Source organism: Arthrobacter sp. HY1533 (assembly GCF_027568515.1).
In the GTDB taxonomy this organism is placed as follows: domain Bacteria; phylum Actinomycetota; class Actinomycetes; order Actinomycetales; family Micrococcaceae; genus Specibacter.
The window spans coordinates 1-24816 of record NZ_JANKZF010000034.1; the positions used below are offsets into that span (position 1 = coordinate 1).

The 24816-nt window shown below is 67.5% G+C and carries 21 protein-coding genes; 8 read left to right on the forward strand and 13 right to left on the reverse strand.

What is annotated here, in order from left to right; all coding sequences use genetic code 11:
• Window positions 1-175 precede the first annotated feature (175 nt).
• The 8 genes from PCK14_RS17465 to PCK14_RS17500 form a co-directional block, all read right to left on the reverse strand.
• On the reverse strand, window positions 176-1375 hold the full coding sequence (locus tag PCK14_RS17465; RefSeq protein ID WP_269939794.1) for a metal-dependent hydrolase family protein: 1200 nt from the start codon (window positions 1373-1375) through the stop codon (window positions 176-178).
• Complete coding sequence (locus PCK14_RS17470) at window positions 1372-1797, reverse strand: VOC family protein (protein WP_269939795.1); 426 nt, start codon at window positions 1795-1797, stop codon at window positions 1372-1374. Before PCK14_RS17470 ends, PCK14_RS17465 begins: the two co-directional genes overlap by 4 nt.
• An 87-nt stretch (window positions 1798-1884) precedes the next feature.
• On the reverse strand, window positions 1885-2844 hold the full coding sequence (locus tag PCK14_RS17475; RefSeq protein WP_269939834.1) for a siderophore-interacting protein: 960 nt from the start codon (window positions 2842-2844) through the stop codon (window positions 1885-1887).
• Window positions 2845-2906: 62 nt separating this feature from the next.
• The gene (locus PCK14_RS17480) at window positions 2907-3824 is read right to left on the reverse strand and encodes an ABC transporter ATP-binding protein (protein WP_269939796.1); all 918 of its coding nucleotides are present in this window, start codon (window positions 3822-3824) and stop codon (window positions 2907-2909) included.
• 1 nt (window position 3825) lies between these two features.
• On the reverse strand, window positions 3826-4785 hold the full coding sequence (locus PCK14_RS17485) for a FecCD family ABC transporter permease (RefSeq protein WP_269939835.1): 960 nt from the start codon (window positions 4783-4785) through the stop codon (window positions 3826-3828).
• 77 nt (window positions 4786-4862) lie between these two features.
• Window positions 4863-5924 carry a FecCD family ABC transporter permease gene (locus PCK14_RS17490; protein WP_442864753.1) on the reverse strand — a complete coding sequence of 354 codons (1062 nt, stop codon included), beginning with the start codon at window positions 5922-5924 and terminating at the stop codon, window positions 4863-4865.
• Between the two features lie 11 nt (window positions 5925-5935).
• Entirely contained in the window at window positions 5936-6991 is a 1056-nt protein-coding gene (locus tag PCK14_RS17495) for an iron-siderophore ABC transporter substrate-binding protein (protein WP_269939797.1), read from the reverse strand.
• Window positions 6992-7215: 224 nt separating this feature from the next.
• Entirely contained in the window at window positions 7216-7713 is a 498-nt protein-coding gene (locus tag PCK14_RS17500; RefSeq protein WP_269939798.1) for a MarR family winged helix-turn-helix transcriptional regulator, read from the reverse strand.
• A gap of 141 nt (window positions 7714-7854) precedes the next feature.
• On the opposite strand from PCK14_RS17500, the gene PCK14_RS17505 reads away from it, so the two are divergent.
• The gene (locus PCK14_RS17505) at window positions 7855-8490 is read left to right on the forward strand and encodes an NADPH-dependent F420 reductase (protein WP_269939799.1); all 636 of its coding nucleotides are present in this window, start codon (window positions 7855-7857) and stop codon (window positions 8488-8490) included.
• A gap of 37 nt (window positions 8491-8527) precedes the next feature.
• Here the strand turns inward: PCK14_RS17505 and PCK14_RS17510 are convergent, their stop codons facing one another.
• On the reverse strand, window positions 8528-9532 hold the full coding sequence (locus tag PCK14_RS17510) for a glutathione S-transferase family protein (protein ID WP_269939800.1): 1005 nt from the start codon (window positions 9530-9532) through the stop codon (window positions 8528-8530).
• A gap of 295 nt (window positions 9533-9827) precedes the next feature.
• Between PCK14_RS17510 and PCK14_RS17515 the strand changes: the two genes are divergently transcribed.
• Genes PCK14_RS17515 through PCK14_RS17535 form a run of 5 tightly spaced genes read left to right on the forward strand, consistent with a single transcriptional unit; the run spans window position 9828 to window position 14756 of the window.
• The gene (locus PCK14_RS17515; RefSeq protein ID WP_269939837.1) at window positions 9828-10907 is read left to right on the forward strand and encodes an ABC transporter ATP-binding protein; all 1080 of its coding nucleotides are present in this window, start codon (window positions 9828-9830) and stop codon (window positions 10905-10907) included.
• Window positions 10907-11590 carry an ABC transporter permease gene (locus tag PCK14_RS17520; protein WP_269939801.1) on the forward strand — a complete coding sequence of 228 codons (684 nt, stop codon included), beginning with the start codon at window positions 10907-10909 and terminating at the stop codon, window positions 11588-11590. Before PCK14_RS17515 ends, PCK14_RS17520 begins: the two co-directional genes overlap by 1 nt.
• Window positions 11587-12378 (forward strand): ABC transporter permease, encoded by a 792-nt coding sequence (locus tag PCK14_RS17525; protein WP_442864755.1) that lies wholly within the window; start codon window positions 11587-11589, stop codon window positions 12376-12378. The genes PCK14_RS17520 and PCK14_RS17525 overlap by 4 nt, the downstream gene beginning before the upstream one ends.
• Window positions 12375-13316, forward strand: a complete 942-nt coding sequence (locus PCK14_RS17530) for an ABC transporter substrate-binding protein (RefSeq protein WP_269939802.1) — start codon at window positions 12375-12377, stop codon at window positions 13314-13316. Before PCK14_RS17525 ends, PCK14_RS17530 begins: the two co-directional genes overlap by 4 nt.
• Window positions 13317-13322: 6 nt before the next feature.
• Window positions 13323-14756 (forward strand): dihydrolipoyl dehydrogenase family protein, encoded by a 1434-nt coding sequence (locus tag PCK14_RS17535; protein ID WP_269939803.1) that lies wholly within the window; start codon window positions 13323-13325, stop codon window positions 14754-14756.
• Between the two features lie 39 nt (window positions 14757-14795).
• Here the strand turns inward: PCK14_RS17535 and PCK14_RS17540 are convergent, their stop codons facing one another.
• The 3 genes from PCK14_RS17540 to PCK14_RS17550 form a co-directional block, all read right to left on the reverse strand.
• On the reverse strand, window positions 14796-16364 hold the full coding sequence (locus tag PCK14_RS17540; protein WP_269939804.1) for a CAP domain-containing protein: 1569 nt from the start codon (window positions 16362-16364) through the stop codon (window positions 14796-14798).
• A gap of 142 nt (window positions 16365-16506) precedes the next feature.
• Window positions 16507-17643, reverse strand: coding sequence for a serine hydrolase domain-containing protein (locus PCK14_RS17545; protein WP_269939805.1), 1137 nt, complete (start codon window positions 17641-17643; stop codon window positions 16507-16509).
• A 40-nt stretch (window positions 17644-17683) separates the two neighbouring features.
• Window positions 17684-18964 (reverse strand): glycoside hydrolase family 125 protein, encoded by a 1281-nt coding sequence (locus tag PCK14_RS17550; protein WP_269939806.1) that lies wholly within the window; start codon window positions 18962-18964, stop codon window positions 17684-17686.
• 157 nt (window positions 18965-19121) lie between these two features.
• On the opposite strand from PCK14_RS17550, the gene PCK14_RS17555 reads away from it, so the two are divergent.
• Both PCK14_RS17555 and PCK14_RS17560 read left to right on the forward strand, forming a co-directional pair.
• Entirely contained in the window at window positions 19122-22238 is a 3117-nt protein-coding gene (locus tag PCK14_RS17555; protein WP_269939807.1) for an alpha-mannosidase, read from the forward strand.
• Window positions 22239-22336: 98 nt separating this feature from the next.
• Window positions 22337-24289, forward strand: a complete 1953-nt coding sequence (locus PCK14_RS17560) for an acyl-CoA dehydrogenase family protein (protein WP_269939808.1) — start codon at window positions 22337-22339, stop codon at window positions 24287-24289.
• 92 nt (window positions 24290-24381) lie between these two features.
• On the opposite strand, the gene PCK14_RS17565 is transcribed toward PCK14_RS17560, so the two are convergent.
• Window positions 24382-24807: a universal stress protein gene (locus tag PCK14_RS17565; RefSeq protein ID WP_269939809.1), complete on the reverse strand. Its 426-nt coding sequence runs from the start codon at window positions 24805-24807 to the stop codon at window positions 24382-24384.
• Window positions 24808-24816 lie beyond the last annotated feature (9 nt).

Genomic DNA, 24816 nt, shown 5'->3' on the forward strand with positions numbered 1-24816 from the left:
CCCCCCCCCCCCCCCCCCCCCCCCCCCCACACAGACGCTCCCTCAGATCATGGGCACTTATGGCAAACGCTCCCTCACCGTCCGGGTGGAAAGTGAGGGAGCGTTTGCCATAAGACCCCCGGAAGTGAGGGAGCGTCGGCGAAAAAGCCCCCTAAAGTGAGGGAGCGTCGAGGGGTCAGGGGACGATCTGGCCGGCCTGGATGACGGTCCGGGGGCGGGTTTCATCCCACAGCACGGAATCGTCCTCGAAGGGGTTGCCGTCCAGGATCACGGCGTCGGCATACGAACCGGTGCGCAGGCTGCCCAGCAGCGGGTCCTGCAGGATCTCGGCATTGACGCCCGTCATGGATCGCAGCGTTTCCAGCACGCCGGACGCCTGGACCTGCAGCCGCACGCCTGCGAGCTGTTCGCTTTCCAGCACTCCCATGAGGTCCGAGCCGAAGCCCACCTTGACCCCTGCCGCAAGGGCCAGCCCAATGGCATCCTTGCCGGCCGAGAGCACCTGCTTGTTCTTCTCCTGCGAGACGGGATGCAGGCCAAAGCCCTCCCCCAGCCGGTCCATGGCGTCATAGGCGGCCAGCGTGGGCACCAGGTAGGCGCCGTGCCGTGCCATCAATTCCGCCGTGGGCGCATCCAGCAGGTTCCCGTGTTCAATGGAACGCACCCCGTTTTCCACCGAATGCGCAATGGCCTCGGGTGAATAGGCGTGGGCGGCGACATAGCTGTTGCGCCGCGCCGCCTCCTGGGTGACCGCCCGGATCTCCTCGGGCGAATATTGCGGCACCCGGATGGGGTCGGTCAGCGAGACCACCCCGCCGGAGGTCATGATCTTGATGGCATGGGCGCCCGTGCGGAACCTGTTCCGGACGGCCTTGCGGAGCTCGTCCACGCCGTCCACCACATCGCACATGTGGCCATGGCTGAAGCACAGGTCCAGGTCCTCGGCGCGGGGGTCCCCGTGCCCGCCTGTCTGGCTCAGGGCAGGTCCCGTGAACAAGTAGCGCGGGGACGCGAACAGGCCCTCGCGCACGGCCTTGGCCAGGCCAATGTCCCCGCCGGCCACGTCGCGCACAGTGGTGAAGCCGCGGCGCAGAGCCTTGCCCAGCCGCAGCGACCCGGCCAGGGCGGCGTAGCTCAGCGGCCCCCGCTCCACCTCGAGTCCGCCAAGCCCCACGGCGTAGGCGTGGAAGTGCGCATCGATGAGCCCGGGGACCACGACTTTTCCGCCGGCGTCGAGCACCTCACCGTCCGCGGGCACGTCACCCACGGCGGTGACAGTTCCCCCGGACATGGTGATGGAGCCATGCACCAGCTCAGCGGAGGCGCCGTCGAAAATCAGCGCATTGGTGATGGTCAGCGTAGCTGTGCGGCTCATCCCTGGGCGTCGCCGCCGGGGGCACCTGCGATGTTGACCATCCACGGCACGCCGAACTTGTCGGTGAGCATGCCAAAGGTGTCGCCCCAGGGGGCCTTGGTCAGCGGCTCGGAGATGGTGGCGCCGTCGGCGAGCGCATCCCACCAGCTGCGCAGCATGGCCTCGTCGTCGCCGCTAAGGGAAATGCTGGAGTTGCTGCCGATTTCCATGTGGTTGGGGACGTCGGCACCCATGAGCACCACGCCGTTGTCGCCGGTCAGCATGCCGTGCATGATCTTCTCGGCCTCTTCGGGGCTGTCAAAGACCGGCATGTCCCCGTAGGTGCTCAGGTCCAGCGAGCCGCCAAACACGGAGTGGTAAAACTCCATGGCACTCCGGGCGGTGTCGCGGAAGTTCAGGTAGGGATTGAGTCGAACGGTCATGGCGCAGGCTCCTGTGGTTTTGATCCAGTGGATGCATGACATTATGCTCCCCGGCGCCGCCCCTGTCACGGCCACGGCTGGCCGGCCCTAGTCCAGCGCCTGGCCCTGCCGCCAATAGCCCATGAACGCCACCGCGTTGCGGTCCATGCCCACGTCCCGGACCAGGTAGCGGCGCAGCTCGCGGATGGTGGCCGCCTCCCCCGCAATCCAGGCGTACAGGCCGTGGCCGGCGCCCGCCTCCGGTGTTTCCCACAGGATGGTGGAATCAATGTCCACGTCCTCCGGCTCCTCGCCGATGCTGCACGCCGCAGGCACCACGACGGCTCGAACCCGGGCCGAGAGCGCCTCCCCGTGCGGCCGCTGCCCGCGTGCCAGCCAGGTAACCTCCACGCCGGAGGGTGCCGCCATGTCAAGGAAGTCCTCCGCCACGGGCACCTCCATGACGGCGTGGCCCGTGACATGTTCCGGCAGGGATTCCAGGATCGCGGCGATCGCCGGGACAGCCGTTTCATCGCCCACCAGCAGGACCCGCTCGGCCGCCCCGGGCGCAAACTCAATGCCCAGGCAATCGCCCCAGCGCGCGCACGGCCCAATGAGGGTCATGGAGTCGCCCGGCAGTGCCGTTGCGGCCCACTCGGCTGCGGGGCCCGATCCGCCGTCCAGGTGCAGCACAAAGTCAATGTCCAGCTCGGCAGGGGTACCGGCGGCACCACCAGTAGCTGGGAGAGCGGGGCGCAGCGCCCGGACCGTGTAGGTGCGCATGGCGCCGCGGGTGGACTCATCGTGCGAGCGCCAGTTTTGGTACCAGTCCTCCTGCAGCGAGCCGCGCAGGTGGCGCAGTTCCGGAAGCGGATGCCCCAGGGCCGGGATCATGACCTTGACGCGCAGGTCAAGGGTCTGCCCGGCGGCGTTGGCGCCGAACAGTTCCAGGTCACCGCCCGTGAAGGTGATGCGCCGGAAGTGCGGTGTCAGCTGTTGCACGGCACTGACGCGCAGCTCGAAGGCCCTGATCGGGCGCAGCGGATCTTCCGCGCCGCCGTCGGCCATGAATCCCGCCAAGCCTCCGGAGAAACCGCCGTGAATGCCGTTGCGCTCCACTATTGCCGCACTCATGCCTGGACACCTTTCGTTGCTTGAACCAATTCCTGCGTTGCCGCGCCCGCCAGTCCGGAGAGCCGCTGGGCAGCGGCGTCGGCCAGCAGGGCTGCCCGGCGCCCGATCGGCACCACCATGGGCGTGCCCACCACGGGGTCCGCGACCACCACGGATTCGAGCCCAAAGACCTCCTGCACCAGCTCCGCCGTGAGCACCTCGCCCGGTGCGCCCTGTGCCACGATGGCGCCGCCCTTCATGGCCACCAGGTGGTCCGCGTAGCGGGCGGCCAGGTTGAGGTCGTGCAGCACAATGGCCACCGTGATGCCGCGGCGCGCATTGAGCTCGGACACCACGTCCAGGACCTCCACCTGGTGCGCCAGATCGAGGTAGGTGGTGGGCTCATCGAGCAGCAGGACGTCAGTTTCCTGCGCCAGGGCCATGGCAATCCAGACCCGCTGGCGCTGCCCGCCGGAGAGCTCGTCAATGCTGCGCCCGGCCAGTTCCGCCGTGCCGGTCACGGAGAGCGCGGCCGCAACGGCGTCGTCGTCGGCCGCCGTCCACTGCCGGAACCAGCCCTGGTGCGGGCTTCGGCCGCGCCCCACCAGATCGGAGACGCTGATGCCGTCGGGTGCCGTGGGGGTCTGCGGCAGGATGCCCAGTTCGCGCGCGAGTTCACGCGTGGGCACCTTGTGAATGTCGGTGCCGTTGAGCTGCACGACGCCGGCACTTGGCTTGAGCAGCCTGGCCAGGCCGCGGAGCAGGGTGGATTTTCCGCAGGCGTTGGCGCCCACAATGATGGTCACCTTTCCTGCGGGCAGTTCCGCGGAGAGGTCTTCCACGATGTGGCGGTCCCCGTAGCCCAGGGAGAGCCCGCGGGCGGACAGCGTTGCGGCCTGCTGTTGCAGGTCCAGGGGCGTGTGCGGCTTGGGCATCTCAGCCTCCTTGGTTGGCACGGTTGGATGAAATGAGCAGCCAGAGCAGGAACGGGGCGCCGAGGGCGCCCGTCACCACGCCCACGGGCAGCGAGGTTCCGGGGATGGCGTTGACGGCGGCGAAGTGGGCGGCCAGCACAATCGCGGCACCCACCAGGGCGGACAGCGGCAGGCTGGGCTCGCCGCGGTTGAGGCGCTTGGCAATGGGGCCGGACAGGAATGCCACGAAGGCAATGGGTCCGGCGGCGGCCGTTGGGAAAGCCGCGAGCAGCACGCCCAGGATGGTCAGCAGGAGCCGGGCGCGGGGCACGTTGAAGCCCAGTCCGGCAGCGGTGTCATCGCCCAGGGCCAGCCCGCGCAGGTCCCTGGAGCCGACGGCAAGCAGGGGCACCAACAGGAGCAGGGCCACGGACAGGATGGTGACGCGTTCCCAGTTGGCCGAGTTCAGCGAGCCGGTCAGCCACACCATGAGCTCCTGGGCGTTGGTGATGTCGGCACGGGAGAGCAGGAACGTCACGGCGGCCTGCATGAAGGCCGCGGCGCCGATTCCGACCAGGATCAGCCCCGTGCCGCCGCGTCCGCGGGCCAGCAGCGTGATGAGCAGGGCCACGAGCAGCGCGCCCACGATGGCGGCGACGGACACCCCCGCACCGCGCACACCGAGCAGCACCACGGCGGCAACGGCGGTGGCACTGGCCCCGTAACTGATGCCGATGATGTCGGGGCTGGCCAGCGGGTTGCGCAGCATGGTCTGGAAGACGGCGCCGGCCACGCCGAAGGAGGCCCCGGCCAGCAGGCCCAAAAGCGCCTGGGGCAGCTTGTTTTCCATGACGATGAAGCTGGCGCCGGGGATGGTTTGCCCGCCCAGCATGGCGAAGAAGTCGGGGATGGTGACGGTGTAGCTGCCCAACAGCACATTGAGCGCCAGCAGGGCGAAGACCAGCACGCCCATGCCGCCCATGAGCCAGGCACGACGGCGGCGCGGCGCCCTGCGCTGTTGCCGCACCCACGCGCCCGTGGTGGCCCTGTCCAGGACACTCACAGTTCTGCCTTCCTTCCGCGGCGCACCACGGCGATGAACACCGGTGCGCCAATCATGGCGGCGAGGATGCCTGCGGGCACCTCGCCGGGGAGCAGGATGACCCGGCCCGCCACGTCGGCCAGCAGCAGCACCACGGGGGCCGCGAGCAGCGACAGCGGCAGCAGCCAGCGGTAGTCCGGACCCACCAGGCCGCGCAGCAGGTGCGGGACAATCAGGCCAATGAAGCCGATGGGCCCGGCCAGCGCCGTGGCAGATCCGCACAAAAGGACAATGCCCAGGGCGGAGACGGCCCGGCCAAGGCCGGGCTTCTGGCCCAGGCCGCGGGCCATGTCGTCGCCCAGGGCCAGGCTGTTCAGCAGCCGTCCGGTGGACAGCAAAATGACGGCGCCCACGCCCACAAACGGCAGCACTGACAGCACCTGCTCCCAGGACTTGCCCGCCAGCGCGCCCACCTGCCAGGTGCGGAACAGCTCCAGCGAATCCTGGCTCGTGACGAGCATGGCGCTCATGAGCGATCCCATGCCGGCAGCCACCGCGGCACCGGCCAGGGCCAGTTTCACGGGGGTTGCGCCGCTTCGGCCCAGGCTCGCCACGGAGTACACCACGACGGCGGCAACGGCGCTGCCGGCGAAGGCGTACCAGAGGTAGCTGGAGACGCTGGCTGCGCCAAAAAAGAAAATGCCGGCCACAACGGCAAGTGCGGCTCCGGCGTTGACGCCGAGGATGCCGGGATCAGCAAGCGGGTTGCGGGCCACACCCTGCATCGCGGTGCCGGCGAGGCCCAGCGACATGCCCACCACCAGCCCGGCGGCCGTGCGCACCATGCGGGAGAACACCACCGCGTGGTCACCGTTGGCGGAGTCAAAGTGGAACAGCGACTCCAGCACGGTGGCGGGTGGAATGCTGCGCGCCCCCACGGCCAGTGAGGCCAGGCAGGCCAGAACCAGGGCAGCCAGAAGAACCGCTAGCCACATGGCGCGGCCGCGGTTGCTGGACCTGGCCGCCGGCGCCGGCAGGGGTGTTCCCTGCCGGAGCACGGCGGTTGGTGCGGTGGACATGGAAGCTGCGCCTAGGCCTTGCTCGCCGCTGCCGCGAGCTGGGGCAGGAATGCGTCCAATGCCCAAGGCAGGCTCAGCGGGGAGGAGGCGGAGATGGCCAGGGTCAGCGTGTTGTCCGAGTCCGCCACGAAGGCGCCGGACTTGACGGCCGGAATCTGGCCCAGCAGCGGGTCTGCCACGATGGCTTCCTTGGTCTTGTTGTCCGGAACCCAGCTGATGAACACCTGCGAGTCCAGCTCGTTGGCCTTCTCGGCCGACCACGGCATGTAGAACTCCTTGGTGTTCTTTTCCGCCTCGACCACCACAGGGGCCAGCTCCATGCCGATGCTGGAGAGGAACTTGGGGCGGTTGTCGCCTGAGAGGTAGACGTTGACGCCGTCGCTCTTGGCCGGTTCCAGGTTGCCGTAGATGAACGTCTTGCCCTTGATGGAGGGGTGCTTGGCGGCCTGCTCGGCAATGGTCTTTTCCGTGGCGGAAATGAGGTCCTTGGCGGCCTGCGAACGGCCCAGGGCTGCGCCGATCATGGTGGTGGAGTCCTGCCATGAGGTGCCGTAGGCAGCCTCGGGGAAAGCAATGACGGGGGCAATCTTGCTTAGCTTGTCGTAATCTTCCTGGCTCAGGCCCGAGTAGGCGGCCAGGATGATGTCCGGGCTGGCCTTGGCAACTTCGGTGAAGTTGATGCCGTCGTCCTCGGAGTACTGCGCGGGGGCCTTGTCGGTGCCGATTCCGGCGCCGGCCTTTTCCAGGGCGGCGTCCTTCCACGGGGTGGAGCCCTTGTCATTGCCGCCCCAGTCATTCTTGGGCATGCCCACGGGGATGACACCGAGCGCAATGGCCACGTCGTCATTGACCCAGGAAACGGTGGCCACGCGCTGCGGGGCGGCCTTGATGACCGTTTCGCCGTAGATGTGCTTGACCGTGACGGGGAAGGTGTCTGCCGCAGCCTTCGTGTCCTGAGCCCCGGAGCCGCCAACGGCACCCGTGGAGCAGCCGGCCAGGCCGGCTCCGAGAGCTGCCAGTGATGCTGCCAGGCCAAGCTGCAGGCCCTGACGACGAGTAAATTCCATAACACTTCCTAACGGTGACCCCAAGACTATGCGTGCCACACTTAGGCAAGCCTTAGCTACCCTACGACACGGGGCGCCCATTAGGAAAGATTCCGCTGCCCTATTTGACACTTTGGGCAACAATGTCCGCAAAGTTCCGCGGGCGGAGGTGCTGAAATGTGTGCAGAGTCACGCCGTGCGGGGGCTGCGAACCAGATCAGGGGCGGCGCCGTCGACCCTCGCCGTCAGGCCTGCGGCTCCTGCGGGCGGAGCGTCCAGTGCGATTCATCCAGGCCCTGCACCAGCTTGCGGCCAATGCGGGCCAGTGCGGCAACATCCCGCGCGTCGAGAGGGTCAAAGACAAACTCCCGGACAGTCTCCACGTGCATGGGCGCCAAGCCGCGGATGAGCGACATGCCCGCGTCCGTAATGGCAGCCTGGGTGACCCGGGCGTCGTCCACGTGGACGGAACGCTCCACATAGCCGCGGCCCTGGAGCTTCTTGGCCACATGCGAGAGCCGGGACAGCGAAGCGCTGGTCCGCGCGGCGAGCTCACTCATGGGCAGCGCCTCGCCGTCCGCCTCGGACAGCATGGCCAGCACGTTGTATTCAAAGAGCGACAACTTGGCCGCCTGCTGCAGCGGGGCTTCCAGCGCACCGGGCAGCAGGGTGGTGATGGACAGGAGGGCAAGCCACGCGGCACGCTCCTCGGCGTTCAGCCAGCGCGGTTCCAAGTCAGTCATGGCGCCATCTTTTCACGATTCATTAGGAGGGCGCGGGATCCCCAAAGTTTTTACTTGACACTTCAACTAATCAGATTTACGCTTTAGTTGTAGCTTCAAGTAAATGACTTCCAGCTAAACCGACAAGGCAGGAACAAAAAAATGAGCACAATCACCATCATCGGCACCGGAAACATGGCCCGCGGCATCGCAGCCCGCGCACTCGCCGCAGGACGCACCGTGGAACTTCTCAACCGCGACGCCGGCAAAGCTGCGGCCGTTGCTGCCGAGCTTGGCGGCAACGCAACCTCAGGCACCGTGGGCCAGGCCCCGGCCGGAGACATCGTGGTCCTGGCAGTGCCGTTCGGCGCAGCCAAGGAAATTGTCACCGCCTACGGCGAAGCACTGGCCGGCAAGACGGTCGTGGACATCACCAATCCCGTCAACTTTGAGACCTTTGATTCGCTCGTGGTGGCCCCCGGCACCTCGGCCGCCGAGGAAATCGCCGCACTGACCCCCGGCAACGTGGTCAAGGCCTTCAACACCACCTTCGCCGGCACCCTGGTGGCCGGGGAAGCCGGCGGCGCCCCGCTGGACGGCTTCATCGCAGGCGACAACGCCGAGGCGACCGCCGCCGTGGCCTCCCTCCAGGCAGACTCAGGCATGCGCCCCCTCGTGGTGGGCCCGCTCAAGCGCTCACGCGAGCTCGAGGGCTTCCAGTTCCTGCTCATGACCCTCCAGGCCAACCCTGCCTTCGAGACGTTCAACTGGAACACAGGCCTGAAAATCGTCGGCTGATCCCCACCTGCTCCCCCGCCAGGCTAATCAACAGCCCTCACGCGTCCACGGGACGTGTGGGGGCTGTTCCTTTTCCGAAGGGGCTTCCGCCCAGCGACTCGCGGCCGTGCGCCGTCGTCCATCCCGCGGTGTCCGGGCCCAGCGGCACGATCTGGGTCGGGTTCAGGTCGGTGTGGACGATGTAGTAGTGGTCCTTGATCTGCTGGAAATTCACTGTGTCGCCGAATCCGGGGGTCTGGAAAAGGTCCCGGGCATAGGCCCACAGGACAGGCATCTCGATGAGCTTGTTGCGGTTGCACTTGAAGTGGCCGTGGTAGACGGCGTCAAAACGGACCAGCGTGGTGAAGAGGCGGACGTCGGCCTCCGTGATGGAGTCACCCATGAGGTAGCGCTGCGTGGCGAGGCGTTCCTCGAGCCAGTCGAGGGCAACGAAAAGTCGCCCGTAGGCGGCGTTGTAGGCGTCCTGGCTGCCGGCAAAGCCGCAGCGGTACACCCCGTTGTTGATCTCCGTGAAGATCCGCTTGTTGACCACGGCCATTTCCTCGCGCAGCGCCTCCGGATAGAGGTCCGGGGCACCCTCACGGTGGAATTCAGTCCACTCGGTTGAGAAGTCGAGTGTGATCTGCGGGAAATTATTCGTCACAACCGCGCCGCTGGGCACGTCCACAATGGCCGGCACGGTGATGCCGCGCGGGTAGTTCGGGGTGCGCTTGAAGTACGCCTCCTGCAGGCGCTCGATGCCCAGGACCGGGTCCACGCCGCCCTCATCGAGGTCAAAGGTCCAGGAGCGGACGTCGTGCGTGGGCCCCGTGACGCCAATGGAAATGGCATCCTCCAGCCCCAGCAGTCGCCGGACAATGGTGGAACGGTGCGCCCACGGGCACGCCCGCGCCACGACGAGCCGGTAGCGCCCTGCCTCCACGGGGTAGCCGTCCTCGCCACCGCGGGTGATCCGGGTTTCAATGTAGTTGGTGTCCCGCGTGTACTCCGCCCCCGTGACGTAGGCGCCCTTGGTGCTGAATTCGGTGTTTTGCGTGTCCATGGGGCCAGCCTAGCGCCATGGCCTGGGCGGCTCCGGAGTCCCGGCCCAGGCCTGCCCGGGCACGGTCCGGGCACGACGGCGGCACGCACCGTTCGCCGTCGTTTGCGGCCGGGAAACCCGGGCACGGCTTTACTGTGGAAAATATCCCTGCCTATGATCGAAAGGCACGAGGTGAACTTTTCCTAAGAGCGCCACCCACAGTGAGGACTCAGCCATGGCGGCCCCAGAAGCCACCGCCGCAGCACAGGGCACCAATGCAACAGCCCAGGAGACCATCGGCCGCGCGGGCACCGCGATGGTTGAATTTTCGCGGGTCAGCAAGATTTACCAGGCCGGGGCCCCCGCCGTGGAAAACCTCAGCCTGAGCGTGGACAAGGGCAAGATCACGGTGTTCGTTGGCCCCTCGGGCTGCGGAAAGACCACCTCGCTGCGCATGATCAACCGCATGGTGGAACCCACCAGCGGCACCATCACCGTGGGCGGGCGCGACGTCGCATCCATTCCGGCCCCCGAGCTGCGCCGTTCCATGGGCTACGTCATGCAGCAGTCCGGGCTGCTCCCCCACCGCACGGTGGTGGACAACATTGCCACCGTGCTGCGGCTGAACAAGGTGCCGCGCGCGGCCGCACGGAAGCGCGCCCTGGAACTGCTGGAAACCGTGGGCCTGCCGGCCGGCATGGCCCGCCGCTACCCCAACCAGCTCTCCGGCGGCCAGCAGCAGCGGGTGGGCGTGGCCCGGGCACTGGCCGCGGATCCGCCCGTGCTGCTCATGGACGAGCCGTTCTCCGCCGTTGACCCCGTGGTCCGTGCCGAACTCCAAGCCGAACTGCTGCGGCTGCAGCGCGAGCTGGCCAAGACCATCATTTTTGTCACGCACGACATTGACGAGGCCACGCTGCTGGGCGACAAGGTGGCCGTCTTTGCCACGGGCGGGCGGGTGGCCCAGTACGCGCCGCCGGAGGAGATCCTGCGCGCGCCGGTTGACGACTTTGTGGCCAACTTTGTGGGCCGCGACCGCGGCTTCCGGCACCTGTCCTTCAGCCCCGGCACCGATGTTCCGCTCCACCGGGCTCCCACGTTCCTGATGGACGACGCCGGCAGGAACCAAGCCGCCGCTTCGGCGGCCTGGGCCTTGGCTGTGGACGGTGACGGGCACCCTTTGGGCTGGCTCCCGCCGGGTGCTTCCGGATTGGAAATCGTGCCGGGCGGCTCGCTGTTCCACCCGGGCGACAGCCTCCGCAACGCCCTCGATGCGGCATTGTCCTCCCCGTCCGGGCAGGGCGTGGCCGTGGACGCGGACGGGCGCGTCGCAGGCCTGGTCCAGGCCCCAGAAGTTTTGGCAGCAATTGATGCCGCACGGGAGGGCCGGAGCTGATGGACTGGTTCCTGGCCAACCTGCCACAGGTGCTGAACTTGGCCGGCTACCACCTCATCCAGGCCGTGGTGCCCCTGGTGCTCAGCGTGGCCATCGCCATCCCGCTCGCACAGCTGGCCCGCCTGAACAAGGTGGCCGGAGGCATCATCCTGTCCGCCGGATCGCTGCTGTACACCGTGCCCTCACTGGCCCTGTTTGTGATCCTGCCGAGCATCCTGGGCACCCGGATCCTGGACTTCACCAACATCATCGTGGCCCTGACCATCTACGCCGTTGCCCTTCTGGTGCGCTCCACCCTGGACGCCCTGAACTCAGTTGACGACTCCCTGCGCCAGGCCGCCACCGCCATGGGCTACAAGCCGCTGGCGCGCTTCCTGCAGGTGGATTTGCCGCTGTCCGTCCCGGTCCTGTTTGCCGGGCTGCGCGTCATCTCGGTCAGCAACATCTCACTCGTGACGGTCGGCTCGCTGCTGGGCATCCCGAGCCTGGGATTCTTCTTCACCGACGGGCTGCAGCGAAATTTCCCCACTGAAATTGTGGTCGGAATTCTCGGCACCCTGGTCCTGGCGCTGCTCATGGACGTGGTGCTGGTGCTGTTGCAGCGCCTGCTGACGCCGTGGCTGCGTGCTGGCGCCCAACCGTCACGCGCTTCCACGGCCCGGACGACGGCGGTGCCTGCGTGAGCTTCCCCGCCGCGGCCCGCCCGCTCACCACCTACACGTCCACCAGCCCCTTCGGCCAAGGCTGGGAATGGCTGTCGGACCCGCTGAACTGGCAGGGCCCGGCCGGCATCCCCGCCCGCGTCCTGGAACACCTGGGATATTCGTCGCTGGTGCTGGCCATTTCCCTGGCCATTGCCGTGCCCATCGGCCTGTACGTGGGGCACACGGGCAGGGGCCGTGTTGTGGTGGTTTCCCTCGCGGGCATGCTCCGGGCCCTGCCCACGCTGGGCATCATGACCCTGTTCGCCCTGATCGCCACCTCGACGCTGTCGCTCATGCCTGCCATTTGGGCGCTCGTGCTGCTCGCCGTGCCGCCCATCCTGACCGGCACCTATGCCGGCATTGCCGCTGTGGACCGGGACCTGGTGGACGCGGCCCGGGCCATGGGCATGGAGGAACGGCAGGTCCTGTTCGGCGTTGAGGTGCCCAATGGACTGCCGGTCATGCTGGGCGGGCTGCGCTCGGCCGTGCTCCAGGTGGTGTCCACAGTGGCCGTGGTGGCCTTCATCAGCCTGGGCGGACTGGGCCGGTTCATCATTGACGGCCTGGCCGTGCAGGATTACGGCCAGGTCCTGGGCGGCGCCGTGGTCATTGCCGTGGTGGCCATTGTGCTCGACGGGCTTCTGGCCCTGCTCCAGCGCAGCGTGGTTTCACCCGGGCTGGGCGTTGCCCCGGCCCCCGGGCAGCCGGCAGCAGACGCCCCACAGAAGCAACTTCATCCAACCCGACCATCAGGAGACAAACCATGAGCCAGAACTCCACTCCCACCCGCCGCCGCGCGTTCCTCGGGGCCGCCGCAGGGCTTTCCATCGCCTTCGCCCTGTCTGCCTGCGGTGGTTCCCCCCTGGCCACCGGCTCCTCCAGCGGTGGCGGCGGGCCCGTGGTGGTGGGCTCGGCCAACTTCCCGGAAAACGCCATCATTGCCGAAATCTATGCCGGGGCATTGAACGCCGCAGGTGTTCAGGCCACCACCAAACTGAACATCGGCGCCCGCGAGGTCTACATCAAGGCCATCGAGGACGGTTCGGTGGATGTGGTGCCGGACTACAGCGGCAACTTGCTGGGCTTTGTGGACGCAGCCAACACGGTCACGGACCCCGCCGGAATCCTCACGGCGCTGCCGGGCAAGCTGCCGTCCGGGTTGTCCGTCTTGGCCGCCTCGGCGGCCGAGGACAAGGACGCCCTGGTGGTCACGGCCGACACCGCCGCCAAGAACGGCAACCTCAAGACCATTGAGGACCTTGCCAAGGTCTGTGGCAGCATGACGCTGGGCGCGCAGCCGGAATTCCAGACCCGGCCGTACGGGCTGCCGGGGCTGGCGAAGCTCTACAACTGCGTGCCGAAGGCGTTCACGCCCATCAGCGACGGCGGCGGCCCGCTGACCGTCAAGGCGCTGCTGAACAATGAGATCCAGGTGGCCGACATTTACACCACCTCCCCCGACATTGCGGCGAACAAGCTCGTGGTGCTCGAGGACCCCAAGAACAACTGGCTGGCCCAGCAGGTCCTGCCGCTGGTCAAGACGGACCGCGTCAACGATGCAGCCAAGACTGCCCTGGACAACGTCTCCAAGATCCTGACCACGGCGGATTTGATCTCGCTGCGCGAAAAGGTCGAGGGCAGCGCGAAAATGGACCCCAAGGCAGCCGCAACGCAGTGGCTGGCGGACAAGGGAATCAGCAAGTAGGCGGCCATGGCCACGGCGAGTGAAGTCGAAAACGTTGATGTGGTGGTGCTTGGCATGGGCCCGGGAGGCGAATCCGCCGCCGGGGAGTTGGCCGCCGCAGGCCTTGCGGTGGTGGGCGTGGAGGCCCGCCTGGTGGGCGGCGAGTGCCCCTACTACGGCTGCATCCCGTCCAAGATCATGATCCGGGCGGGCAACGCGGTGGCCGAGGCGCACCGCGTGCCCGGGCTCGCCGGCACCGTGCAGGCGCACCCAGACTTCAGCCAGGTTGCCCGGCGCATCCGCGACGAGGCAACCGACAACTGGAACGACGCCGCGGCCGCCAAGCGCTTCACCGGCAAGGGCGGGGTGCTGGTGCGCGGAACGGGCAGGCTCAGCGGTCCCCGCGAGGTCACGGTTGACCTGCACGACGGCGGCCGGCGCACCTTCCGCGCGCGCCTGGCCGTGGTGCTCAACCCCGGCACCAACCCCGCCGTCCCGGACGTCCCGGGCCTGGCGGGCACACCCTTCTGGACCAACCGGGAGGCCGTCCAGGCTGCGGATGCGCCGGCGTCGCTCATTGTGTGGGGCGGCGGAGCCGTTGCCGTGGAGCTGGCCCAGGCTTTCACGCGCTTTGGCACCAAGGTGACAATGGTGCTGCGCGGGCCCCGCCTGCTCTCGCGGGAGGAACCCGAGGCGGGCCAGCTGCTGGCCAAGGTGTTCCGCGAGGAAGGCATCAAGGTCCTGCGCAACAGGGATGTCACGGCCGTCTCACACAAGGACGGGAAGTTCAGCCTGGAACTGTCACCCGCCGGCGGCCGGTCCGGCGGGTCACGGTCCACACGCCTCACTGCCGGACAGCTGCTCGTGGCGACGGGGCGCACCCAGGCGCTGGCCGGCGTCGGGCTTTCCGAAGCGGGCATTGTGTGGGACGGGAAGGCGGCACCGGAACTCGATGATCACCTGCAGCTGGCCGATGGCCTCTACCTGATCGGCGACGCCGCGGGGGCCGGGGCCTTCACCCACATGTCGATGCACCACGGCAACATTGTCACCGGGCACATCCTCGCGCGGCACAACGGGCAGCCGGACCGGGGCGGCGCGGACAACCACGCCGTGCCGCACGTGACGTTCACGGACCCGGAGATCGGCGGCGTGGGCCTCACGGAACAACAGGCGCGGGAGGCCGGCCTCGAGGTGCGCGTGGGCTTCACGGACCTGGCCGATTCCACGCGCGGGTGGATCCACAAGTCAGGAAACCAGGGCTTCATCAAGGTGGTTCAGGATGCCTCGAGCGGCGTCCTGGTGGGGGCCACCTCCGCAGGCCCCATGGGCGGCGAGGTGCTGTCCATGCTGGCGCTGGCCGTGCACGCGCGCATCCCCGTGGCCACCCTGAAGACCATGGTCTACGCCTACCCCACATTCCACCGGGCGGTTCCGGAGGCGCTCAAGGACCTGGCGTAACGCCCCCGGGCTGGCTTCGGGCCGGTCCGGAGGCGCCGGTCAGCTGCCGAGCAGCAGAGTTTGCCAGCCGCCGGTGCCGATCTGTGACCGGGTGCCGAACCTGTCCTTGAGGATTGCGTAGTGATGCAGGTTGCCTGCGCCGTCGCGGGCCAGGACGCCCCAGGCCTTGGTGCCCAGATGGTTGCTGATTCCGGACAGGTGGGTCATGGAGCCCCATCCGGTGCCGATCACCTTGCGCGGCTCATCCATGAAGCCGCCAACGCCGTTGCCCCGGTACAAAATCAATTGTCCTGCTGCGTTGCGTGCCGCCAGGTCGGTGCGGCCGTCGCCGTCGAATTCAACGGCAATGATGGTCAATGGCCCCCATCCCACGCCGATCTTGCTTGGCATGGCCAGGGCGGAACCGTCAGCGGAGGCATAGTGAAAAAGCTCCCCCGAGAGGCGCTGCTTGGCCACAATGCCGGGATACTTGTCAGACATGCGCCACTTGGTGGCAATGATGTCGAAGTTGCCCCACCCCCACCCGATCTGCCTGGTGGCTGCCAGGGTGCCGTTCGCCTGTCCGAGGCTCAGTGTCAGCCGGCCATCGGCCCACTTGCCCACGATGTCCTGCCGGCCGTCGGAGTTGAAGTCAATCAACTCCAGCTGCGCCACCCCTGCCCAGCCGCCCGAGACAAACGTGCGCTTCCACAAGTCGGCACCGTTGGCGGAGCCGTAGATGAACAGATTGCCGGCGGAGTCAATCGCTGCCACATCCCCGTCGTTGGCCACAGCCACGGGCCCCGGCGTGGGAGTGGGCGTGGGAGTGGGCTGGGGCTGGTTCACACGCGAGGACTCGTAGCCGGCCAGGTTGGCCACCACAATCCTCATGCCGCCCCAGCCGCTCTTGGTGGTCTGGACCTGGCCGATGCCGATATCGGTTGCACGCTTGTCCAGCATGGCGGCCTTGTGGGCGGGCGATCCCATCCACCAGTCAACAATGTTCGCGGGCGTGTAGTTGATGCCAATGATTTCCGAGTACATGTCGGCGCCCTTGGGCAGGATCGACAGCCCGGCATCTGGTCGGTGAACCTGCCCCATGTTGAGGTTGCCGTCCTTGTTCAGGCGCGTGTTCAAGGTGGCGGCCCACTGCTGGGACCCCGTGGCAATGGTCGCATTCCAGACAAGCGGCCCGGCGCCGCTGGCGGCCCGGCGGTTGTTGATCAGGGCCAGGACCTGGACTAGGTAGGGGTCGCTGCTCGCTGCGGCAGCGTACGGGGCGGCGGCGTAGGGGGCGGCAATGCCCCTTCCGGCCTTGTCCGGCGCAGGGACGGGCGCGGTGGGCGTGGCCACAGAGCCTGTTGGCTCCATGCTCGGGACCGGCTGGGCGGTGGCCTCCGGCGGGGTGGTGGACGCTGCCGTTGCGGGCGGCGTCGTGGCCGGAGCCGGCATTTCCGTTGCGTTTGCCGTGGGGCCCGCCAACGGAACGGCTGCGGGCGTGGGGGCGGCAGTTGACTCGGCCGCCGCGGGCGCGGCCAGGGCCGGCGCCGCCCCGGAAACCAGGAATCCTGGCAGCAGGAGGGAAGCGGTCAGGGCCAATGCCGGAATGCGTCCGGGATGTTTTCGCATGGGGTTGTGCCTCGCGTCGGGGTGTGGGCCCGGCTGAGACCGGGGAGCATACCCATGGTAACCGCAGCGGGGCCGGGCAGGGCAAGGGTTCCGGGGAACCCGCCCAACACCTGACTGCCCGGAGCCGGCGGCGCCGCGAGCCCTATCCGGCCAGGATGGCGCTGCGCACGGCTGCGCTGAGTTGCATGGCCCGGCCCACGGTGGTGCCTTCCTCGTTCCGTGCCGGGACGTAGCCGAAGCCGATGCCGTACAGCGGGTCGGCGTAGCCCAGCGAGGCGTTGGCTCCCTCGTGGCCGAAGGCCTCGGCGCTGCCGAAGTCCATGCGCGGGTGCGATTTCATGAACGTGAGGGCAAACGCGCTCGTGGTGCAGAAGACCCGGTCCAGGCCCCAGACCTGCTCCTGCGCCATGACGGCTATGGTCTTCTCGTTGAGGTAGGCGGGCAGGCCGTCAATTCCTGTGATGGCGCCGGCGTATACGCGGGCCAGGCCGTCGGCCGAGCCCACGCCTGCGCCGCTGGTGCTGCCCTCGGCCCTGATGCTGCGCAGGTTGGGCATGCCCAGCAGGTTGCCGGCCTGGACGTTGCCGGAGACACCCGCGATGGAATGCGGGTCAAAGAAGCCCGGCGCCGGTTCCTCATCGAACAGGACGGGACGGTAGCGGTGGTCCTCGGATTCGGGCAGGCCCAGGAACATGCTGGCCGCATAGGGTTCACGGATGCGGCGGTTGTACACGTCCTGCAGGCGTTCCCCGGTGACGCGGCGGCAGAGCTCCTCCAGGAACACGCCCATGGTCAGGGCGTGGTAGCCGAACGTTCCGCTGCCGGGGCGCCACATGGGCGCCAGAGCCGCGAGCCGGTCCGCAACCGCCGGAAGATCGTTGTACTCCTCCATGGCGAAGCCGCCCTGCACGCCCAGCAGGCCGGCCTGGTGCGAGAGCAGCTGCCGCACAGTCACGGCGCCCTTGCCGTTCTGCGCAAATTCGGGCCAGTAGGCGGCCACGGGCGCATCCACATCCACCAGCCCGTCCTGGACCAGCAGGCTGAAGGCGAGTGCCGCAACACCCTTGGAGCAGGAAAAGACGCCTGTCACCGAGTCCGCGGCGGAGTCGGGGCCGCCCACCAGGTCCAGGACCTTTGTCCCCTGGTGGTAGACGGCGAGTTGCGCGCTGTAGCGGGGGTCGGCGTCGAGCATTGAATCAAAAAGGTCCCGGACGGCGGCGAAGCGGCCGGTGGCAAGGCCCTGGGATGCGCCGGTTGCCGGCAGCTGGGTAGACGTCATGGCACCACTCTAGGGAATGCCGGCCCCGCGCAGGGAATGCCTAGCCGCCGATCCCGCAATAATCCAGCAGCAGCTCGGCGAACATGGAGTTGGCCCAGGAGAACCACGGCCGGGTGAACTGTTCCGGACAATTCGGGTCGAAGCCCTCGTGCATCAAGCCGGTGCCGCCCGTGGTGTCGCGCAGCAGCTGCAGCATGCGCAGCTTTTCCTCCCGGTCCGCGGTGGTCAGCCCCTGGACGGCGAGCGCAATGGGCCAGATGTACCCAGGCGGGGTGTGCGGGCTGCCAATGCCGGCCGCCTGCAAGCCTTCGTGGAAGAACGGGTTTTCGGGACTGAGGATGAACGCCCGCGTCGCCAGGTACAGGGGGTCATCCGCCGCCAGGCCACCGGTCAGCGGAAGTGACAGCAGGCTGGGCATGTTGGCGTCGTCCATGAGCAGTGTGCCGCCCAGCCCGTCCACCTCGTAGGCGTAGATGTCCCCGTGCACGGGGTGTGCCACCACGCCAAAGGTGGCAACGCCGTGGGTGATTTCCCCGGCAAGGTCGACGGCGCCTGCCGCCAGTTCGGCGTCGCCGTAGACCTCCCCGGCAATCTCCGCCAACAGCCGCAGGGCCTGTGCGGCGAACAGGTTTCCGGGCACGTTGTAGCTGTAGACGCAGGCGTCGTCGCTGGGCCGGAAGGCCGCCCAGGTCATGCCTGTGTAGCCGGTCTCCGGGCCCCGGCCGTCGCGCTGCAGCGTCTCGCTGGGCAGCTCTGTTTGGCGCACAAAGGTGTACGGGGAGTTGTTTTCGTGGTCCTGTTCCAGGCGCAGCTGGGCCACCACCGTACGCAACACCGCGTGGACGGCGTCGTCAAAAACGTCCGTCCGGCCCGTGCGCCGCCAAACAGTGTGGGCCAGCCAGATCGGGAAGGCCAGCGAGTCCAGCTCGTACTTGCGCTCCCAGATCCACGGGTCCTCGCACGCATCCGCCGGATCCCAGGCGGCACCGTTGGCACTCTGGTTGAAGGCGTTGGCGTAGGAATCCTGGGCCATGTAGGCAAATTGGCGCCTGCTCAGCCCGGCCAGCACCCCATACAGTTCCTGCGCATCGGCGCCGCCGGCCGGCCCCAGGAAGCGCAGGAACGGCAGCATCTGGGCGGAGGAATCGCGCAGCCACATGGCCGGAATGTCGCCCGTGATGACGAAGGTGGTTCCGTCGGGCTCGCGCGTGAGCGTGGTTTCCAGTGTGTTGCGCATGCCGCTGTGGAACATCTCCGCGAGTGCCACATCCCCTGTGGTGCTCTCAATGCGCGCGGCGCAGTCCAGAAGTTGCTGCTTCAAAAACCCGCTGGCATCCCATTGCGGCTGTGCTGTTGTGACCACGTTCTCCCCATTTTTTCTCTCCGGAACATCCCCACCTTATGCGGCCCCGGCGTGAGCTGCCCCACTAGACTGAAAATCCATTCCTCGGTCACCGTTACCGAAAGGTCCCGCGCAGATGCATGACAAACACGGCCTGATCCAAGACCGGCTCAAACGAGTCCTGGTGGAACGGATCATCCCGGCCATCCACACCCCTGTTGCGCCGCTGGGACTGACGGCCTGGCATGTGCAGGGCGGCCAGGGCGAGCCGGTCTCCCCCGCCGCGGCACTGGACGGCTCCGCCGCCTATGAACCATTTTCCGTGGGCCGGCAGTGGGGGCCGGCGTGGGGCACCAGCTGGATCCATGTCACGGGCACCGTCCCGGACACGGCACGCGGCCAGCGGGTCGAGCTCGTGGTGGACCTGGGCTTCAGCCAGTCCTGGCCGGGTTTCCAGGCCGAGGGGCTCGTGTACCGCCCGGACGGCACCGCCATCAAGGGCCTGAACCCGCTCAACAGCTGGGTGCCGGTGTCCCCCCATGCCCGGGGCGGGGAAACCATCGACCTCTATGTTGAGGCCGCAGCCAACCCCTTTGTTTTCACTGACAACCCCTTCATCCCCACGCAGCTGGGCGAAAAATTCACGGCCGGGGGCGCCCCGCGGTACACCATGGCCCGGGCCGACATCAACATCTTCAACACCGAGGTGTGGGAACTTGTCCAGGACCTTGAGGTGTTGGACCAGCTTGCCGCCGAGCTGGATTTGGGCAACCCGCGCCGCTGGGACATTCTCTATGCGCTGGAACGCGCGCTCGACACCGTCTCCCTCACCGACATTGCCGGCACCGCTGCCGCGGCCCGGGCCCTACTGGCGGACGTTCTGGCGCAACCGGCCAATGCCAGCGCCCACCAAATCACTGCCATTGGGCACGCCCACATTGATTCAGCCTGGCTGTGGCCCGTGCGTGAAACGGTGCGCAAGGTGGCCCGCACCGCCTCCAGCGTGGTGAACCTGCTGGATGAATTCCCCGAGTTCCAGTTCGCCATGTCCTCGGCCCAGCAGTACGAGTGGCTCAAGGAGCACCGGCCCGAGGTGTTTGCGCGGGTCAAGGAGGCCGTGGCCGAGGGGCGTTTCATCCCCGTGGGCGGCATGTGGGTGGAATCCGACACCAACATGGTGGGTTCCGAGGCCATGGCCCGCCAGTTCGCCTACGGCCAGCGCTTCTTCAGGGAAAATTTCGGCGTGGAATGCCAGGAGGTGTGGCTGCCGGATTCCTTTGGCTATTCGGCCGGGCTGCCGCAGATTGTGAAGCAGGCCGGCGCCAAGTGGTTCCTGACGCAAAAGATCTCCTGGAACACCGTCAACAAGTTCCCGCACCACACCTTTAATTGGGAGGGCATCGACGGCACCCGGGTGTTCACGCACTTCCCGCCCGCAGACACGTATAACTCGCAATTGTCCGGCGCCGAGCTGGCCCATGCCGTGCGAAACTTCCGCGACAAGGGAGCAGCGAAGAATTCGCTGGTGCCTTTCGGCTGGGGCGACGGCGGCGGCGGGCCCACGCGCGAGATGCTGGCACGTGCCAAGCGCACCCGCAATCTTGAAGGCTCCCCGCAGGTCACCATCCAAAGCCCGGCCGAGTTCTTCACCGCGGCAGAGGCCGAGTACCCCAACGCTCCCGTCTGGAAGGGCGAGCTCTACCTTGAGCTGCACCGCGGCACCTACACCTCCCAGGCACTGACCAAGCAGGGCAACCGGAGCAGCGAACACCTGCTGCGCCAGGCGGAGCTGTGGAGTGCCACGGCCGCCACGCGCGGGCTGATCGACTACCCCTACGAGGAACTGGACCGCCTCTGGAAGCTGGTGCTGCTGAACCAATTCCACGACATCCTGCCCGGCTCCTCCATCGCCTGGGTGCACCGCGAAGCCGCCGAAAGCTACGCCCGGATCGCGCAGGACCTCAACGAGACCATCTTCGCAGCCATGGGCGCGCTGGCGCTGTTTGAGGAGCCTGTCCCGCTGGTCGAGCCTGGATCTCGACAGGCTCGATCACCGGTGGTTGAGCCTGTCGAGACCCTGCACTTCAACGCCTCGCCCTATCCCCGCCTGGGCATCGCCCCGCTCAGCGCTGGCGTCCCGGTCCGGGACACAGCTGAGGTGACGGTGGAGCACGACGGAAGTGACGTCGTCGTGCGCAACGGGCTCATCACCGTACGCTTCGGGGCGGACGGCGTCATCAGCTCCATCGTGGATGTGGCGGCGGACCGCGAGCTGGTGCCGGCCGGGCAGGGCGCCAACCTGCTGCAGCTGCACGCCGACTTCCCCAACATGTGGGACGCGTGGGACATTGACGAGTTCTACAAGAACACCGTGACGGACCTTCGCGAGCTGGATTCGATGGAGGTCACCATGCTGGGCGAGCAGCCCGAGGTCACCATCAAGCGCAGTTTCCGAGCCTCGCACATCACCCAGCGTGTGCGCATTTCCCCTGACTCCAAGGTCATCACGGTCTACACGGACGTCGACTGGCACGAGCAGGAGACGCTGCTCAAGGCCGCGTTCCCGCTCGATGTGCACGCCGACCACGCCCGCTTTGAGACCCAGTACGGGCACATTCAGCGCGCCACGCATGAGAACACGTCCTGGGACAACGCCCGTTTTGAGGTCTGCGCACACCGCTGGGTGCATGTGGGCGAACCCGGCTTTGGCGCGGCCGTCATCAACGATTCCACCTACGGCCACGACGTGTCCCGCCACCCCGGCAGCAACGGTTCAAGCTTCACCACTGTGCGGCTGTCGCTGCTGCGCGGGCCGCGCTTCCCCGATCCGGAGACGGACCAGGGCCCGCATTCCTTTAGCTATGGGCTCGTGGTGGGGGCCGAGGTGGCGGACGCCGTGGCTGCGGGCTATGCCATGAACCTGCCGTGGCGCGGCACGCACTCTTCAGGTGCCGCCGTGGAGGCCCTTGTCAGCACGGATTCGCAGGATGCCCTGATTGAGTGCGTCAAGCTGGCCGATGACCGCAGCGGCGACGTCATTGTGCGCCTCTATGAGCCGCTGGGCGCCCGGGCGAAGGTGACGCTCTCGGCGTCGTTCCCCGTGGCCTCCGTGGTCGAGAACAACCTCCTCGAGCAGCCGTACGACGCCGGATCCCTTTCCGTGGGTGCCGCGGACGGCGCCGGCAACCCATCCATCAAGTTGTCCCTGCGCCCCTTCCAAATCCTGACCTTGAGGCTGCGACAGGACGGCTAGTGGCCGCCCTAGCCGCGGCGTGTGGCGCGGAGTAGGCTCGGCTCAAAGCACCGCATCCGCATGCCGGCCGGGTCCGCGCCGGGGGAATCGAGGAAGCCATGAGCGCAGACACTGCTCCCGGCGGGGTCCACGCAACCGCCACTGACGCCCGAAACGCCGCAGAGGCGGCGCGTGAGACGGCATGGGAGCGGCCCAGCTTCGCCAAGGGCCTGTACCTGGGCGATTTCGACATCGGGCTGATCCACCCCCACCCGCAATCCACCCTGGAAGACACCGAACGCGGCGAGGCCTTCCTGGAAAAAGTGCAGGCCTATGCCAAGACCCTTGACGGACCGCGCATCGAGCGGGAGGCCAAGATCCCTGACGAATACCTGGCCGGCCTGGCGGAGCTGGGCGTGTTCGGCATGAAGATCCCGCTTGAATACGGTGGCCTGGGGCTGAACCTGACGTACTACGGCCGGGCCCTGGCCATCCTGGGCAGTGTCCACCCGTCGTTCGGCGCGCTGGTGTCAGCACACCAGTCCATTGGCGTGCCGGAGCCGGTCAAGGTTTTTGGCACAGCCGAGCAAAAACAAAAGTACCTGCCCCGCTGTGCGGCCGGGGCCGTCACGGCGTTCCTGCTGACCGAACCGGATGTTGGCTCGGACCCGGCCAGGATGGCCTGCGCTGCAGTCCCCAGCGAGGATGGCTCGGAGTACATCCTGGACGGGGTGAAGCTGTGGACCACCAACGGCGTCATTGCCGAGCTGGTGGTGGTCATGGCCGTGGTCCCGTCCCGGGGCCCGGATGCCGCGAGGCGCCCCACAGGCGGCATCACCGCCTTCGTGGTCGAGGCGGACTCGCCCGGCATCACGGTGGAGCACCGGAACGCGTTCATGGGCCTGCGCGGCATTGAAAACGGCGTCACCCGATTCCACCAGGTGCGCGTCCCGGCGGAAAACCGCCTGGGCCGCGAGGGCCAGGGCCTGAAAATTGCCCTGACCACGCTCAACACCGGCAGGCTCTCCATTCCGGCCATGGCCGCGGGCGCGGCGAAGTGGTCACTGAAGATCGCGCGCGAGTGGTCCAATGCCCGCACCCAGTGGGGCCATCCCGTGGGGCAGCACGAGGCGGTGGGCAAAAAACTGGCGTTCATGGCGGCGACGGCATTTGCGCTGGAGTCCGTGTTCGAGCTGTCGGCCGCCCTGGCCGACGCCGGCATGAAGGATGTGCGGATCGAGGCCGCACTGGCCAAGCTCTGGTCCTCGGAATTCTCCTACAAGTGCGCCGACGAGCTGGTCCAGGTCCGCGGCGGGCGGGGCTACGAGACGGCAGCCTCACTGGCAGCCCGCGGTGAGCGCGCCGTGCCGGCCGAGCAGCTGTTGCGGGACCTGCGCATCAACCGGATCTTTGAGGGCTCCACCGAAATCATGCACCTGCTCATTGCCCGCGAGGCCGTCGATGCCCATCTGGCGGCGGCAGGCGACCTCGCATCCACCACGGCAACCTTGGCCGAAAAAGGCAAGGCCGCCATGGAAGCCAGCGGCTTCTACGCAAAGTGGCTGCCGCAGCTGGTGGTGGGCAAGGGCCTGGACCCCCGCTCCTACAGCGACTTTGGCCCGCTGGCCAAGCACCTGCGCTTTGTGGAGCGGGAATCACGGAAGCTGGCGCGCCAGACCTTCTACGCCATGGGCCGCTGGCAGGGAAAGCTCGAATACAAGCAGGCCTTCCTGGGCCGGATTGTGGACATCGGCGCCGAGCTGTTCGCCATCTCGGCATGCTGCTCCCGAGCGGAAATGCTCCGGCTCAAGGACACGGAACAGGGCCGCCACGCACTGCAATTGGCCGACGCCTTCGCCTGGCAGTCCCGGCTGCGTGTGGAGGCGCTCTTCGGCGAGCTCTGGCACAACACCGACGACTCCGACAGGGCCCTGAGCGAAGAGCTGCTGGCAGGGAACTTCACATGGCTCGAGGCAGGCGTGCTGGACCCCTCCGAGGGCACCGGCCCGTGGATCGCGGACGCAACACCCGGCGCCTCCTCACTGAAAAATCAGCACCGACGCTACCGCTGAGAGCCCGGCAACGTCCCGGCGCCACCCCAGGACGCACAAAACCCCCGCAACGCGGCGCGAGCCGTGTTGCGGGGGTTTTGTGTTGAAAGGTCTTAGCCTTCGGTCTTGACGATGTAGACGTCGCACGGTGCGTTGTGCGAAACAGCGTTGGCAACCGAGCCCAGCACGCGGGCCAGGCCCTGCATGCGGACGTTGCCCACAACGATCATGTCTGCCTTGAGCTTCGTGGCTTCTTCCAGAAGAACGTCGGCAGGCTTGCCAAGTGCGGAGGAGTATTCGGTCTTGACGCCGCTGATCTTCAGCTCTTCGGCAACGCGCTGTGCAACACGCTCGGCCTCGTCAGCCGTGGACAGGAACCACTCGTCATTGCCGATGGCAACCTTCTCGGTCTTGTCCTCGCCGAACGCGGTCACGACGCGCAAGGTGCGGCCCGTGGCCTTGGCCAGTTCCGCTGCCACGCGGGCAGCCTTCATGGAGGTTGAGTTGCCGTCGACGCCGACAATGATGATTCCAGCCATTTGCTTCAT